A 15394-nucleotide genomic window follows, 5' to 3' on the forward strand; every position below is an offset into this window, starting at 1 on the left:
GGGGGTTACCATCTTTGCCCATGGAAGCTCAACTCAATTCCCTCATCGACGCCGTGCGCCAGGCGGGTGCGGATGGCCGCGTGCTGCGCTTGCGCGGTGGCGGCAGCAAAGACTTTTGGGGCCAAAGCCTCGCGGGCGATGTGCTGGATACCCGGGGCTATCGGGGCATCGTCAGTTACGAGCCCAGCGAACTGGTGGTCACGGTGCGCTGCGGCACGCCGCTGGCCGAGCTGGAAGCCGCTTTGGCCGAAAAAGGCCAGTGCCTGGCGTTTGAGCCGCCGCACTTTGGACAAGGTTCGGCCAATGGGGCAACCGTAGGCGGCATGGTGGCCGCAGGTCTGAGCGGCCCGGCCCGCGCCACCGCTGGCGCTGTGCGCGACTATGTCCTGGGTGCCCGCTTCATCAACGGACTGGGCGAGCACCTGACCTTTGGCGGTCAGGTCATGAAGAACGTGGCCGGTTACGACGTGAGCCGCCTGATGGCCGGCAGCTGGGGCACGCTGGGCCTGATCACCGAGGTCAGCCTGAAGGTCTTGCCCGTGGCCCCGGCCGAGGCCACCTTGATGATGGCGGGTCTGGCGCAAGGCCCAGCGCTGGATTTGCTGCACCGCTGGGGTGGCCAGCCCCTGCCCCTGAATGCCAGCGCCTGGGTGCGCGACCCCACGGCCCAGCCCGTGGCCGACTATTTGTTTGTGCGTCTGCGGGGTGCGGTGGCGGCCGTGCAGTCGGCCATGGCCAAAATGAGTGCCGATGCCGTCGCCCTGGGTGCGCAGGTGCAGGCCATGGACAACGCCGAAGCCGCGCAGGACTGGCGCGCCAGTGGTGAGCAGACCCTGCCGTTTTTTGACCCACCCAGCCCCGATGCCTGCCTGTGGCGCCTGTCGGTGCCGCAAACGGCGCCTTTGCTGGATTTGCCTTATGCCCAGTACATCGAATGGCAAGGTGCACAGCGCTGGCTGTGGGCACCCGCCTCGGCGGCGGTGGCTTTGCGTGAACTGGCGCAATCGGTCGGTGGCCACGCCACCCTGTTCCGCGCCAGCGTCGCCCACGCCGAAGTGGACAAGGTCGCCGGGGTGAACACCCCGCTGGATGCCGTGCAAGCTCGCATTCAACAGCAGTTGCAAAAGCAGTTCGATCCGAAAGGCGTGTTCGCCACCGATCGCTTGCACCCCCTCTGAGGCGAATCGCCATGCAAACCCACCTCGCCCCCGAATACCAAAACACCCCCGAAGGCCTGGAGGCCGAAGCCATTTTGCGCAAGTGCGTGCACTGCGGCTTTTGCACCGCCACTTGCCCCACCTACCAGCTGCTGGGCGACGAGCTGGACGGCCCGCGTGGCCGCATCTACCTGATGAAGCAGGTGCTGGAGGGCCAAACGCCCACCCGCAAAACCCAGATGCACCTGGACCGGTGCCTGACCTGCCGCAACTGCGAAAGCACTTGCCCGAGCGGCGTGCAATATGGCCACTTGGTCGACATCGGCCGCAAGCTGGTGGACGCCAAAGTCGAACGCAGCGTGGGCGAAAAGCTGGTGCGCTGGGCGCTCAAAGAAGGCCTGCCTTCGCCCCTGTTTGCGCCTGCCATGAAGATGGGCCAAATGGTGCGCGGCCTGCTGCCCGACAGCCTCAAAGCCAAAGTGCCCGCGCCACAAGACGCTGGCACCTGGCCCACCCGCCAGCACGAGCGCAAGGTGCTGATGCTGGCCGGTTGTGTGCAACCGAGCATGAGCCCCAACATCAACACCGCCACCGCCCGCGTGCTGGACGCCGCAGGCATCCAGACGGTGACGGCTGATAAAGCTGGTTGCTGCGGCGCGGTCAAGTTCCACCTGAATGACCACGACGGCGGCAAAGACCACATGCGCGCCAACATCGACGCCTGGTGGCCCTTGGTCGAGCGTGGCGAAGTCGAAGCCATTGTGATGAACGCCTCGGGCTGCGGCGTCATGGTCAAGGACTACGGCCATGTGCTCAAAGACGACCCGCAGTACGCCGACAAAGCCGCCCGCATCGGCGCCTTGACCAAAGACCTGAGCGAGCTGCTGCCCGAGCTGGTGCCGCTGCTCAAGGACAAGCTCAAGCCCGAAGCACTGCAAGCCGCAGGCCTGCAGGCCTACCACCCGCCCTGCACGCTGCAGCACGGCCAGCAACTAAAAGGCGGTGTGGAAAAGCATCTGGGCGATTTGGGCTTCCAGATCAAGGTCACGGCCAATGAATCGCACCTGTGCTGTGGTTCAGCCGGCACCTACAGCGTGCTCAACCCCACGCTGTCCAAACAACTGCGCGACCGCAAACTGGGCCACCTCAACGCGCTGGAACCCCAAGGCGTGCTGAGCGCCAACATCGGCTGCATCACCCACCTGCAAAGCGGTAGCGGCCTGCCGGTGCGGCATTGGGTGGAGTTGGTGGATGGGGCCTTGAGGGCGTCATAAGAAAGCAAGGCAGCACAAAAATTAACTTCTGTTAAAGTTTGTGTTATGCCAAAACCTTCTCTGGCCGCCGACCAACTGCCCGCATCCGCAGCCAAAGCGCTGCGCGACTTGGGTGAAAACCTCGCGCTGGCGCGTCAGCGCCGCAAGGAAAGCCTGCGTGCTTGGGCCAGTCGCATGGCGGTGTCGGTGCCCACGCTCATCCGCATGGAAAAGGGCGACCCTTCGGTGGGCATGGGGGTGTATGCCACGGCGCTGTGGCTCATGGGCCGTCACGCGGCCCTGCCTGAAGTGGCTGCGCCTGCGCAAGATCTGAACGCATTGGAGCAAGACATCGAGGCTGTGCGCCAGCGCGGTCGTCGCATGTCGCGCAAGCCGGAGGAACTCGCATGAGCTATGAGCCCCAGGACAGCATGAGCTTGTGGTGGCTGGGTGATGCGGCACCGCCCCAGCGCATTGGCACATTGAGTTTGCAAGACCAGCGCCGCAAAGTGGCCCTGAGTTATGAGCCCGAATGGATGGCATCCCCGCAAGGCTTTGCTTTGAGCGAAGACTTGCCTTTGCAGAGAGGCTTGTACATCCCTGACGAGCGGGACACGGCTGCCGGAGCTGTGGACGATGCCCGCCCCGACCAATGGGGCGAACGCGTCATTCGCTTGATCGAGCGGCCTGCACGCTTGTCCTTGCTGGAATATTTGTACTTTGCTGGCGATGACCGCTTTGGGGCTTTGGGCGTTTCATTGCACGCTGAAAAGTATGAGCCCGCGCCTGTGGCGGCCATGCCCACGTTTGATGGTCTGACCGACATGCACCAAGCGGTCCAGCGTGTCATGGCCGGTGATGCGGTCAATGAGCAGCAGCGCCGTTTGCTGCAACCTGGCGTTTCCATGGGTGGGGCGCGGCCCAAGTCCTTGATGCAAATCGATGGCGCGTCGTGGGTGGTCAAATTTTCCGAGGGCGGTGAACTGGATTCGCCTTTGATCGAGCACGCCAGCATGCAGTTGGCACGTCTTTGTGGCATCCACACGGCCGAGACCTTGGCCCTGCCTTTGCCGCAAGGCCATGCGGTGGCCATCAAGCGATTTGACCGAGAGGGAGAAAGACGTCTGCACGTCGTGTCGGCCCATGTCGCTCTTCGCGCCGCAGGTGAAGCCATGGGCTACCCCGAATTGGCGCAGCTGATCCGTCGCCTGGGCCACCCGGATCAAGTCCGCGCACAGCAGCAAGAGCTGTTCAGGCGCATGGTCTTCAACATCCTGATCGACAACACCGACGACCACGAAAAAAACCACGCACTGGTGCGTGGTGACGATGGTTTTTATGCCTTGTCGCCCGCCTTCGATGTGTTGCCTGCAGCGCAAGGTTTGGGCTACCAACAAATGCGTGTGGGCGCCATGGGCCACGAATCCAGCCTGGCCAATGCCTTGTCAGAAGCGCGTGCATTTGGATTGACGGATGCCGTGGCACGGCAGATGGCGTCCGAAATTTCCGGGCAAGTCGCGCAATGGAAATCGGTGTTCAAGGGTCTGAAGGTGCGTGATGCAGACATTGATCTGTTGGCGCAGTATGTGGGTAGACACAAGCGCTGAATGCATGACCCTTGCTGCACAATGACCGCACAGGAGACACCGTGGCAGCATTCAATTACCGACATCTGTATTACTTCTGGGTGGTGGCCAAAGAGGGCGGTTTTGCCCGTGCTGCCGAGCGCCTGGACATGGCGATCCAGACCATCAGTGCGCAGGTGCGCGAGCTGGAAAAGTCTTTTGGGCATCAGCTGCTCAAACCACAGGGCCGTGGCGTCACGCTGACCGAGGCGGGCGAGGTGGCCTATGCCCGCGCCGAAGAAATTTTCCAGATCGGGCAGCGCATTCCGCAAGAGGTGATGCAGGCGGCCACTGTGCCCGCGATCCGCTTGTCGGTGGGTTTGTCGGACGGCATTTCCAAACTGGCCGCCCACAAATTGTTGGGCCCGGCGCTGCAAGAGTCTCAACTGAAGTTGGTTTGCCATGAGGGCGAAATCGAGCAGCTGATGGCTGAGCTGGCCTTGCACCACCTGGACTTGGTCTTGGCCGGGCAGCCCGCGGCGCACAACAGCAATCTGCGTTTGTCGAGCCGTTTGATTTCTTCTTCCGATGTGGGCTGGTTTGGTCCCAGCCCATGGGTGCACAAGGCCGAAGTGGAGCAGTTTCCCCAGAGCCTGAGCCGCTTGCCGGTTTTGTTGCCCACCGTGCACTCACCTCTGCGTGCATCGTTGGACCGTTGGTTCGATGAGCTGCAAATTCAACCCCGTGTGGTGGGCGAGTTTGAAGACAGCGCCTTGATGTCGGTGTTTGGCGCGGGGGGCTTGGGGGTTTTTCCGGCCAGCCTGATTGGGCGCGACGATCTGTCTTTGATGAAGGGCCTCAAGCTGCTGGGCCAGTCCGAGGTCAAAGAGGACATCTACGCGCTTTACACCCGTCGCAGCAGCCATCACCCCTTGGTTCAAAGCGTGTTGCAGGCCGCGCAGGCTTGAGGCCTGCACCGCTGTGCGGCATCAGCTCAGGCTTTGCTGGTCGCGGATGCGGTGGATGCTGGCGATGTCGATCACCCAAACCAAGCCATCGCCGATCTGACCGGTGTGACAGGCTTCGATGATGGCGCGGCGGATGGGCTCGACCATCTCATCATTCACGAGCACGCAGACCATCAGCTTGTCGGTGAAGTCGGTCAGCTCGTCTTTGACCGAGCGCTTGTTCACAGAGGCCGGGGCAGTGAAACCTTCGGCCTTGAAGATGGTCACACCCGGGAAGTTGGGGATGGCCCGCAGGGCATCACGCAGGCGTTGCAGACGGTTGGGGCGGACGATGGCGCGAATTTCTTTCATGTGCAATCCTTGTTGATCAGGCTTCACTGGGGTTGTCGTCAAACCAGCGGTAAAGGGTGGGCAGCACCACGAGCGTGAGCAGGGTGGAGGAGATCAGGCCACCAATGACCACGATGGCCAAGGGGCGCTGAACTTCTGAACCCGGCCCCGTGGCAAACAGGAAGGGCACCAGGCCCAGCAAGGCCACGGTGGCGGTCATCATGACAGGGCGGAAACGCTGTACGCAGCCTTCACGGACGGCGGTGGCCACATCCATGCCGTCCTCACGCAGGCGGCGGATGCAGGTGACCAACACCACGCCATTGAGCACGGCGATGCCCCACAAGGCGATGAAGCCCACAGAGGCCGGCACGCTCACGTATTCGCCCGAGACAAACAAACCGACCAGACCGCCGATGGAGGAGAAGGGCAAGACCAGAATGATCAGGCCCGCCAGCTTGACCGAGCGGAACAGGATGAACAGCAGGAAGAAAATGGCCACGATGGTCAGTGGCACGATGATGGCCAGTGTGGCCATGGCGCGTTCCATGTTTTCAAACTGACCGCCATACACAAAGTAATAGCCCTCGGGCAGCTTCAGTTCCTGGTCGATGCGTTGCTGCACTTCGGTCACAAAGCCGGCCAGGTCACGACCCTCCACGTTGGCACCCACCACCACACGGCGTTTGCCACTTTCCCGGCTGATTTGTGCGGGGCCATCGACTAGCTGAATGCTGGCCAGACTCGACAGCGGCACTTGCGCACCGCCCGGTGTGGGCAGCAAGGTGTTGCCAATGGCCTCGGCCGATTGGCGTACCTGAGCAGGGAAACGTACCACCACGCTGTAGCGGCGCTCGCCTTCGTAGAGGGTGGTCACGTCTTTGCCACCGATGGCGGTCTCGATGATGCTTTGCACATCGGCCACGTTCAGGCCATGGCGGGCAATGGCTTTGCGGTCAATGTCCACCGTGAGGGCTTGTTGGCCGGACAGACGCTCGATGCGAATGTCGCGGCTGCCTTGCACGCTCTTGAGGATGCGGGCCACTTTTTCCGAAACGTTTTTCAGCTCAGCCAGCTCGTCGCCAAAGATCTTGATGGCCACTTGCGAACGCACACCGGTGACCATTTCATCGACCCGTTCCGAGATGGGCTGTGAGAGCACGATCTGCACGCCCGGGATGCTGGACAGGCGCTGGCGGATGTCTTCGTCGATTTCATCTTGGGTTCGGTCGGATTTCGGATCGAGCAAGACAATCGGATCGGACTCGTTGGGGCCTGCAGGGTCTGCGGGTGATTCGCCACGGCCCAGTTTGGACACCACCATGCGCACGCCGGGCACTTCGGCGATGGTTTTCATGGCCGCCATTTCCATGCGGATGGATTCGTCCAGCGAGATGCTGGGCACGCGGTTGATCTGCGGGGTCAGGGCGCCTTCTTTCATGGTGGGCATGAAGGATTTGCCCAGCAAGGGGAACAGCGCCAAGGAGCCCACCAGCAGGGCCACCGCGACGCCGAGCGTGAGCCGGTTTTGCGCTGTGGCTGCGTCGAGCAGGCGCAGGTAGCGGACTTTCAGGTAAGCGATCAATCGCGTGTCTTCGCCCGAGCCACCTTTGAGGAAATAGGAGCACAGCACGGGCGACAAGAACAGCGAGACCAGCAAGGACACCGCCAAAGACATGGCGATGGTCAGCGCCAGGGGCGCGAACATCTTGCCTTCAATGCCTTGCAAGGTCATCAACGGCAGGAACACCAAAATGATGATGGCAATGCCAAAGATGGTGGGGGTGGCCACTTCGGTGGTGGCAGCCAACACCGTGCGCACCCGCTCGCCCACGCTTTGGCCTGCGTGTCCCAGTCGGTGGTAGACGTTTTCGACCACCACCACGGTGGCGTCCACCATCAGGCCAATGGCAATGGCCAGGCCCCCCAGTGACATCAGGTTGGCCGAGATGCCGTAGCGGTTCATCAGGATGAAGGTGGTCAGTGGCGTGATGATCAGGGTGGCCACCACGATCAAACTTGAGCGCACATCACCCAAGAAGACAAACAGCACAACGACGACCAGGAAGATGCCTTCGATCAGCACCTTGCCCACGGTCCACAGTGCAGAGTCCACCAGTTCGGTGCGATCGTAGTAAGGCACGATCTGCAGGCCACCGGGCAGCATCTGCTGGCGGTTGATTTGATCGACACGTTTTTTGACACGCGACACGACTTCTTTGGCGTTGCCCCCGCGCATCATCAGCACGATGCCGGAAACGCCTTCGGTGTAGCCGCCTTTGATGATGGCACCCTGGCGCACTTCGCTGCCGATTTGCAATTGCGCCACATCGCGCACAAACACGGGCACGCCCGCTTGTTCTTTGATCACGATGTTGCCAATGTCATCGATGGACTGGATCAGGCCCACGCCACGGATCAGGTATTGCTCATTGACCTGGGGCAGGATGCCGCCGCTGGCGTTGGAGTTGTTGGCGGCAATGGCCTGCACCACTTGCTGCACCGAGAGGTTGTAGTGCCGCAGACGTCCAGGGTCGACCAGCGCTTGGTATTGTTTGACATAACCCCCTTGGGAGTTGATCTCGGCCACGCCTGGAATGGAGCGCAGCAGAGGGCGAACGACCCAATCTTGGATGGTTCGCCGTTCGGTCAATTCTTGCGGCGTGAGGGCGCGTTGGCCGTCATCGGGCCGCTCCAAGGTGTATTGGTACACCTCGCCCAGGCCAGTCGAGACAGGCCCCAACACCGGGGCAATGCCCGCAGGCATGCGGGGCGTGACTTCGATCAGGCGTTCGGTGACCAGTTGTCTGGCGAAGTAAACATCGGTCTTGTCGGTGAACACCAAGGTGATGATGGACAGGCCGCTCTTGTTGAGCGAGCGCATTTCCACCAAGCCAGGCAAGCCGGTCATGGCGATTTCCAGCGGCACGGTCACAAAGCGTTCGATCTCTTCGGGTGACCGACCGGGGGCTTCTGTGGCCACCTGAACCTGGACGTTGGTCACATCCGGAAAGGCATCGACCGACAGGCGCGTGGCTTCACGCAGACCAAAGGCGCAAAGCACCAGTGCGAGGACCACAACAATCAGGCGCTGGCTCAGCGCCCCACGGATCATGGAGATGATCATGCGTTACTCCAACTCAGCGCGTTTGCGCTCGTTGTTCATGTGAAAAGCACCTTCGGTGACCACTTCCGTGCCTTCGGTCAGACCTTTGAGTACGGGGCGCATGTCGTCTTGTGCAGGGGCCAATTCGACGGGTGTGAGGCGAAAGCGTTGCTCAGCGGTGCGCACAAAGACGTGGTCGCGGTCGTTTTCGCGCACCACGGCTTGCGCAGGCAAGGCCAGCGTCTGTTGCGCTCCGCCGCGCACACGCATGGTGGCCAGCATCTGGGGCTTCAGGTCGCGCTTGGGGTTGTCCACTTGCGTGCGGATGGTCACGCTGCGGGTCTCGGGCGAGACGGTGTCGCCCACATAGACGATCTTGCCCGACAGTGAGCGGTTGCCCAGTGCCGGCACTTCGATCATCACGGTTTGGCCCGCTTGCACGGAGCGTGCGGTTTGTTCGGGCAGTGCGCCCACCACCCACACCGTGTCCAGATCGGCCACGGTGAACAAATGGTCACCCGGTTGAGCCACTTGCCCGTTGCTGACTTTGCGCTCGATCACCACACCGGCCAGTGTGGCGCTGACGGCCGCCACGGGGTGCAGTGTGCCTTGGTCTTTGAGGCGATCAATGGCTTCGGAGGGCAAGCCCATCAAACGCAACTGGTCGCCTGCGGCACGCAACTCCGCACGGGCGACGGCCAGCTCGGATTCTCGGCGTTGCAATTCCGCCGAGCCGATCACATCGGCCTGGATGAGCTGACGCGCCCTGTCGACTGCCCGTTCGGCTTGCGATGCGGCAGAGTGCGCTTTGAGAAAGCCCATTTGCGCGGTGGTCAGTTCGCTGCTGGCCAGACGCGCCAATGCTTGACCGCGTTGAACCCGGTCACCGACTTCCGCCAGAACTTCAGTCACGCGCCCTGTGACAGCTGCACCAATGCGGGTGACCAAGCGGTCATTGGCCTCGATGCGGCCTGAAATCTCAAGCCACGGGATGATTTGCTGTGTTTCCAGTTTGCTCACTTTGAACTGGTTGGCCATCTCAGGTTTGATCACCACACTCAAAGGATCGGCTTCGGCGGTGGCGGCTGGTGTGGGCGCTGAAGCTTTGTCGCCGCAGGCGGCCAACAACAAGACGCTGGTGCCCAAGAGCATGGACAAGACGGTGCGTTGGAGGGTGAAGGATTGGGGTGTCATGACGAGGTCCTGCAAAATTCAAGAAGGTGTGTGTTCGATGTTCTGGCCGATCAACTGGTCCAGCATGACGCGCGCTTCTTGCAACTGGTAGCGTGCCTGGATCAGGTCAGCGCGGACGCTGCGCAACACGCGTTGCGCGTCCAACACATCCAGAATGCCCCGCTCACCAAAGCGGTAAGCGGCTTGTGCCACGCGCAAGGCCGCTTCGGCCTCGCGCACGGAGCCCTGGCTCAAGGCCTCGATGCGCAGACGCGCCATCTCCAGGGACTTCCAGGTCAACAACACTTGTTGGGACAGCTCGGCCTTGCGCCCTTCCAGGCGTATTTGGGCGCGCTCCAGTTCGGCACTGGCTTGTGCGATGGGCCCTGAGCGCCTGTCCAGCAAAGGAAGCTGAACGCCCACGCCCCATTGGCCTTGACGAAACTCCGGATCACGGCTTTGGCTATAGCGCAACTCCACGCCTGGCCAGCGGCTGGATTCGGCGCTGCGCAGTTGCGCTTGCGCTTTGTTCACATCGGTTTGCAGCAAACTCAACTCGGTGTTGTGCTTGAGCATCAATTGCTGCAGTTGCGCCATGTCCAGCAACTCTTGGCTGTCTTTCAGATCGCCTTGCAGTCGCCATTGCGCAGGCAGCTGGCCGGCAGCCAATTGGTTCAGCTGGATCTTGCTTTGTTCCACCATCAGGCGCGCTGTTTGAAGGCGTTCACGGGCGGTGATGATTTCGGCATCGGCCTTGATGATCTCGTAGCGTGCGGCTTCTCCGCTCTCTACCCTGATGCGCACACGTTCGCGCACCTGCTCCAGCAGCTGCACATCGTCGGCTGCCGCGGTCGCCTGGGCCTGGTGCAGCAGGCCTTGGTATATGAACAAGCGCACCTGGCTCACCAGCCCGTTGCGGGTTTGGCCAATCACGTGTTTGCTTTCAAGCTCCGACGCGTTGGCGAAGTCAATCCGCGCTTGGCGGCCGTAGGGATTTTCGATGGGTTGACTGAGGGTCCAGCTTCGCAATGCGCCCGATGTCACGCCCGGGATGCGTGCCGTATTGTGGCCTTGTGTCCAGTCAAAACGTGGGTTGGGCAGTGCCCTGGCGGTTTGGATGCCCGATTTGGCGGCGTCGAGCGCGCTTTGTGCTGCGCGCAACTGGGGGTTGTGCTCGAGGACGGTGGCGATGATCTGTGCCTGGGCCAGTTCGGGGGCGGTGGCCGGGTTGATGGGGTTGATCGCTGCAGGCGGTGTGGTTTGTGCCAGCGCGCTGTGCATCAAGAGCGTGAGGGGCCAAGCCCAATGCCAGCTTGGGCGTTTGGCTTGCCCGTTGGCAGATGTGGATAGGCGCATGGGTTTGTTCCGTGGTTCAAAAAACAGATCGAATCCTAAAGCCTGAGAGGCTTTTGAAAAAGCAGATTATTGATGACCATCAGTTCGTAAAAAACTGAATGTTTTCAGTTCACCATGTCGGTGAATGCCTGCCGAGGGCCGGCGAGTCGCTGGCCCGCATCAAGCGGCCAGTGCCGCCTCAATGTCTTGAGCGATCTTTGCGGGGGCATCTTGCGGCGCGTAGCGCTTGATCACGCGGCCGTCTTTGCCCACCAGGAACTTGGTGAAGTTCCACTTGATGGCCTTGCTGCCCAAAATGCCGGGGGCTTCGGCGGTGAGCCATTGGTAGAGCGGGTGAGCGCTGTCGCCGTTGACTTTGACCTTGCTCATCATTTGGAAGCTCACGCCGTAGTTCTTCTGGCAGAAGTTGGCGATCTGGGCGTCGTCGCCCGGGTCCTGGCTGGCGAACTGGTTGCACGGAAAACCGATCACGGCCAGGCCTTGTGCGCCGTATTGCTGGTGCAGTTTTTCCAGGCCGGTGAATTGGGGCGTGAAGCCGCAGGCGCTGGCGGTGTTCACGATCAACATGACTTGGCCTTTGTATTGGTTCAAGGCCACGGTTTGGCCGTCGATGCCGAGGGCTTCAAAGTCGTACAGGCTCATGGGGTGCTCCAATTCAGTCGTGTTGCGAAGGGCCGACCACCGACAGCAGCGCTGCCAGCAGAATCAAGGCGCCGCCCCATAAGGTGCGGCTGTCCCATTGGGAGGCACCCAGTATGACGGAAGACACGCTGGCAAACAGCACCTCGGACAACATGACCAGGGCCGTGGTGTGGGCAGCCAGCCGCGCCGCACCGTATTGCAGCGCCAGGTTACCCAACAGAAAAGACACGCACAGCAGGGCGACAAAAGGCAGCCAGGCCCAGTCGGGGTAGGCCCCCGTGCTGACCACGCCTGTGGCCAGTCCGACCAAGGCTGCGGCCGTGGCCATGACCGCGCCACCCCCAAACATGGCCAGGGTGCGCGAGGCGCTGGGACTGTCCTTGAGCTTGAGCAGCAGCGCGTTGGTCACCGCAAAGGTGAAGCCGCTGAGCAAGGCCAGCACATCGGCCAGGCTCTCGGGTACGGGCCAGGGGGTTTCGGGGGTCTTGAGCACGATGACCAGACCGGCCAGCGCCATGAGCAGCCGCAGCAGCGCCATGGGGCGCGGTTTGTCGCCCAGCATCAGCCAGGCCACCAGCACCGACCAGGCGGGCATCAGGTAAAACAGCAGCACCACGCGCACCACATCGCCCACGGTCACGGCCCAGTTGAAACCCACATTGGTCAGGCCGGAAGCCAGCAGCAGCCACCACAGACCGGGGTGCGCACGCCAGCTCAGCAGGCGGCCGCTGCGCCAGAGGTGCAAACCGATGGCAAGGGTGACAAAACCGTAAACCAGCGCGGTGGCCCACAGCGGGTGCAGACCCATCGCTTCGAGGTGTTTGAATGGCCACCAGCAAATGCCCCAGACCAAGGCATTGAACAGCAGCCCGGCCACAGCCAGGCTTGTGTTGGTGGGGCGAGCCATGGCGAGGCTCAGAGGGTGTCGTTCGGTTGTGCTGCCGCAGCTTTGTGCTTGCGCCACCAGCGCCAGCCCACCCAGCCCAGCCCCAAGGCCAGCAGAGCAAAAATGCCGTGCTGGAATTGGCGCAGGACGCCAAACATCCAGTCCCAGTTTTGGGCGCCAAAGTAGCCCAGGTACACCCAGATCGGCACGCTGATCAGGGCGGCAAAGCCGTCCATCAGGAACCAGGTGGGGAAGGTGACGCGGTGGCTCATGCCGGCCGAGAAGAACACGGGGGTGCGCAAGCCGGGCAGAAAGCGGGCCACGAACATGACCCACTTGCCATATTTGTGGAAGGCGTCTTGCGCGCTGGTGAAGCGCTCGGGTGTCAGGATTTTGCGAAAGCCGGGCATTTGCGAGATGCGTTGGCCATAAAGACGGCCGAGTGTGAACATCAGCCCGTCGCCGATCATCACGCCGGCCATGCCCACGGCAAACATGGTGTGCACATCGGCGTGGCCCAGCCCGGCGATGACACCGCCGGTCACCAGCGTCACGTCTTCAGGGACAGGAATGCCGAAGCCACAGACCAACAGCATCACGAACACGGCCCAGTAGCCGTACTCGGTGAAGATGGGCATCAGAAATTGAAAAACTTCCATCGAATATCAAAGTTCAACCAGCGCCTTGGCGGGGGAGCGGAATGCTCCGTCTGCACAGGCAGCGGGCCAGTGTAATTCATTTGCATGACCCCTTTTGGGCAGGGTCGCAAGGGGTATTCCCGAGTGCATTCAGGCCTTGGTGGTGCTGACGGAATGGGGTTAGATTGCTGGCACACTTGGACTTTCACAAATTTCAGGCGATCTGTTGCATGCCCCGTCCCATTCAGGCCACCATCCATACCGCTGCGCTGCGCCACAACCTCGAGGCTGCCCGTCAAGCCGCACCCGATGCCCAGGTCTGGGCGGTGGTCAAGGCCAATGCTTATGGGCACGGCATCGAGCGGGTGTTTGAAGGTCTGCGCGGTGCCGATGGCTTTGCCCTGCTGGATTTGAGTGAGGCTGAGCGGGTGCGTGCTTTGGGCTGGCGCGGCCCGATTTTGTTGCTCGAAGGGGTCTTTGAGGCCCGCGATCTGGAGCTGTGCTCGCGTCTGCACCTGTGGCACACGGTGCATTGCGACGAACAAATCGACATGCTGGCGCTGCACAAGACGCACGAGCCGCACCGGGTGTTCCTCAAGATGAACTCGGGCATGAACCGCCTCGGCTTTGCGCCGCAGCGCTACCGCTCGGCCTGGACGCGACTGAACGCTTTGCCCCAGGTGGACGAGATTTCGCTGATCACCCATTTCAGCGATGCCGATGGCGACAAAGGCATTGCCGAGCAAGTGGCCCGGTTTGAAGAAGCCACCCGCGACCTGCCAGGCGAGCGCAGCCTGAGCAACAGCGCTGCCACATTGCGCCATGCCCAAGAGGCCAGCGTCAAGGCCGACTGGATCCGTCCGGGCATTGCGCTGTATGGCAGCTCGCCGGATTTCCCGGCGCATTCGGCCGCCGATTGGGGCTTGCAGCCCGCCATGAGCCTGCACGCGAACATCATCGCGCTGCAGCAGTTGCAAGTGGGCGACAGCGTGGGCTATGGCTCCAGCTTTGTGGCCGATCGGCCGATGCGCATCGGCGTGGTGGCTTGCGGTTATGCCGATGGCTACCCGCGCATTTGCCCCACCGGCACGCCGGTGCTGGTGGATGGCGTGCGCAGCCGCACCTTGGGCCGTGTGAGCATGGACATGCTGGCGGTGGACTTGAGCGATTTGCCCGAGGCCGGCATGGGCAGCCGCGTGACCTTGTGGGGGCGCGCCGCCAATGGTGCGGTGCTGAGCATCGACGAGGTTGCCCAGTCCGCAGGCACGGTGGGCTACGAGCTGATGTGCGCACTGTCCCAGCGCGTGCCGGTCGTTAACGAAGACTGATCTGGCCCTTGGCCCTTGCTGCAAGCGTGACAAGCCTTCTGGCAGGCCACGGTGACAATGGCCCATGCCCCACCGATCGCCCACGCACCGCCATGATCAAACCGCTTTGATGGCCGCGCTGGCCCTGATCGTGATCTGGGGGGCCAACTTCACGCTGCAAAAGTTCCTGTTCGACTTGATTTCGCCCACCGGTTTCTTGATGGCGCGGTACATCATCATGCCTTCGTGTGCGCTCTTGTTGATGCGCTGGCGCCTGGGCCGCTGGCTGCCCGCTTTGCCTCGTAAAGACCTGTTGCACATGGCCTGGCTGGGCTTTGCGGGTCACACCCTGCACGTGGGCTTGGTCACTTACGGCATCCATTGGTCCACCGCGTTTTCCAGCGCGGTCATCCTCGCGTGTGGTCCGGTCTTCACCTTGCTGATCCTGCGTTACAAGGGCCTTGAGCGCTTGAGTCTGGCCCAGATTCTGGGTGTGGCGCTGGCGCTGGGTGGCGTCTTGATGTTTTTGTCCGACAAGCTGTTGGGCGGCCACTGGCGGGCCGGTGGCGGTGATCTGGTCTTGCTGATCGCCGCCAGCCTGTTTTCTTATTACACCGTGGCGGCCAAGCCGCTCATGCAGCGGCATGGGCCGGTGCTGACCATGGGTTACACCACCTTGCTCGGCAGCCTGCCGATTTTGCTTTTGTCGATGCCGGTGGGCCTGCAGGCCCCATGGGCCACGCTCGATGCGTGGGCCTGGGCGGGCCTGTTTTGGTCGGTGCTGGTGTCGGCCTTCATGGGTTGGCTGATCTGGGGATGGATCAACATCGTGCGTGGCGTGGCCCGCACCGCGCCCCTGATGTATTTGATGCCGCCCATGACGGGCCTGTTCGCCTGGGCCTGGTCGGGCGAGCACTACACCTGGATCAAGATCGCCGGGGCTGGCGTGATCTTGTCGGGCGTGGCGTTGGCGCAGTACGCCGGGCAGATCAAGTGGCGCTTGCGCTGAAGTG

At 62.1% G+C, this 15394-nt stretch carries 14 protein-coding genes; 7 read left to right on the forward strand and 7 right to left on the reverse strand.

Annotated elements, in window-relative coordinates:
- Positions 1-20: 20 nt before the first annotated feature.
- Genes glcE through Q1W40_RS06310 form a run of 5 tightly spaced genes read left to right on the forward strand, consistent with a single transcriptional unit; the run spans position 21 to position 4943 of the window.
- The gene (gene glcE / locus Q1W40_RS06290; protein WP_300710040.1) at positions 21-1178 is read left to right on the forward strand and encodes a glycolate oxidase subunit GlcE; all 1158 of its coding nucleotides are present in this window, start codon (positions 21-23) and stop codon (positions 1176-1178) included.
- 11 nt (positions 1179-1189) lie between these two features.
- Positions 1190-2431, forward strand: coding sequence for a glycolate oxidase subunit GlcF (gene glcF, locus Q1W40_RS06295; RefSeq protein WP_300710042.1), 1242 nt, complete (start codon positions 1190-1192; stop codon positions 2429-2431).
- A gap of 45 nt (positions 2432-2476) precedes the next feature.
- Entirely contained in the window at positions 2477-2821 is a 345-nt protein-coding gene (locus Q1W40_RS06300) for an XRE family transcriptional regulator (protein ID WP_300710044.1), read from the forward strand.
- Positions 2818-4017 carry a type II toxin-antitoxin system HipA family toxin gene (locus tag Q1W40_RS06305; RefSeq protein ID WP_300710046.1) on the forward strand — a complete coding sequence of 400 codons (1200 nt, stop codon included), beginning with the start codon at positions 2818-2820 and terminating at the stop codon, positions 4015-4017. Before Q1W40_RS06300 ends, Q1W40_RS06305 begins: the two co-directional genes overlap by 4 nt.
- A 41-nt stretch (positions 4018-4058) precedes the next feature.
- A complete protein-coding gene (locus tag Q1W40_RS06310; RefSeq protein WP_300710048.1) occupies positions 4059-4943 on the forward strand; it encodes a LysR family transcriptional regulator in 885 nt (294 codons plus the stop codon).
- 21 nt (positions 4944-4964) lie between these two features.
- Here the strand turns inward: Q1W40_RS06310 and Q1W40_RS06315 are convergent, their stop codons facing one another.
- From Q1W40_RS06315 to Q1W40_RS06345, 7 genes are all read right to left on the reverse strand, one after another.
- A complete protein-coding gene (locus tag Q1W40_RS06315) occupies positions 4965-5300 on the reverse strand; it encodes a P-II family nitrogen regulator (protein ID WP_315169485.1) in 336 nt (111 codons plus the stop codon).
- Between the two features lie 10 nt (positions 5301-5310).
- Entirely contained in the window at positions 5311-8400 is a 3090-nt protein-coding gene (locus Q1W40_RS06320; protein WP_300710052.1) for a CusA/CzcA family heavy metal efflux RND transporter, read from the reverse strand.
- Between the two features lie 3 nt (positions 8401-8403).
- The gene (locus Q1W40_RS06325; protein ID WP_300710054.1) at positions 8404-9573 is read right to left on the reverse strand and encodes an efflux RND transporter periplasmic adaptor subunit; all 1170 of its coding nucleotides are present in this window, start codon (positions 9571-9573) and stop codon (positions 8404-8406) included.
- Between the two features lie 18 nt (positions 9574-9591).
- Positions 9592-10908: a TolC family protein gene (locus tag Q1W40_RS06330; RefSeq protein ID WP_300710056.1), complete on the reverse strand. Its 1317-nt coding sequence runs from the start codon at positions 10906-10908 to the stop codon at positions 9592-9594.
- 159 nt (positions 10909-11067) lie between these two features.
- Positions 11068-11550: a glutathione peroxidase gene (locus tag Q1W40_RS06335; protein WP_108323357.1), complete on the reverse strand. Its 483-nt coding sequence runs from the start codon at positions 11548-11550 to the stop codon at positions 11068-11070.
- Between the two features lie 13 nt (positions 11551-11563).
- Positions 11564-12457 carry a DMT family transporter gene (locus Q1W40_RS06340; protein WP_300710059.1) on the reverse strand — a complete coding sequence of 298 codons (894 nt, stop codon included), beginning with the start codon at positions 12455-12457 and terminating at the stop codon, positions 11564-11566.
- Positions 12458-12465: 8 nt separating this feature from the next.
- Positions 12466-13074: a DedA family protein gene (locus Q1W40_RS06345; RefSeq protein WP_300710061.1), complete on the reverse strand. Its 609-nt coding sequence runs from the start codon at positions 13072-13074 to the stop codon at positions 12466-12468.
- 230 nt (positions 13075-13304) lie between these two features.
- Here Q1W40_RS06345 and alr point away from each other — a divergent pair, with 230 nt between their 5' ends.
- Both alr and Q1W40_RS06355 read left to right on the forward strand, forming a co-directional pair.
- The gene (gene alr / locus Q1W40_RS06350) at positions 13305-14402 is read left to right on the forward strand and encodes an alanine racemase (protein WP_300710063.1); all 1098 of its coding nucleotides are present in this window, start codon (positions 13305-13307) and stop codon (positions 14400-14402) included.
- Positions 14403-14466: 64 nt separating this feature from the next.
- Positions 14467-15390 (forward strand): DMT family transporter, encoded by a 924-nt coding sequence (locus Q1W40_RS06355; RefSeq protein ID WP_300710065.1) that lies wholly within the window; start codon positions 14467-14469, stop codon positions 15388-15390.
- Positions 15391-15394 lie beyond the last annotated feature (4 nt).

It is taken from the genome of Limnohabitans sp. (assembly GCF_030158565.1).
Lineage (GTDB): Bacteria > Pseudomonadota > Gammaproteobacteria > Burkholderiales > Burkholderiaceae_C > Limnohabitans_A.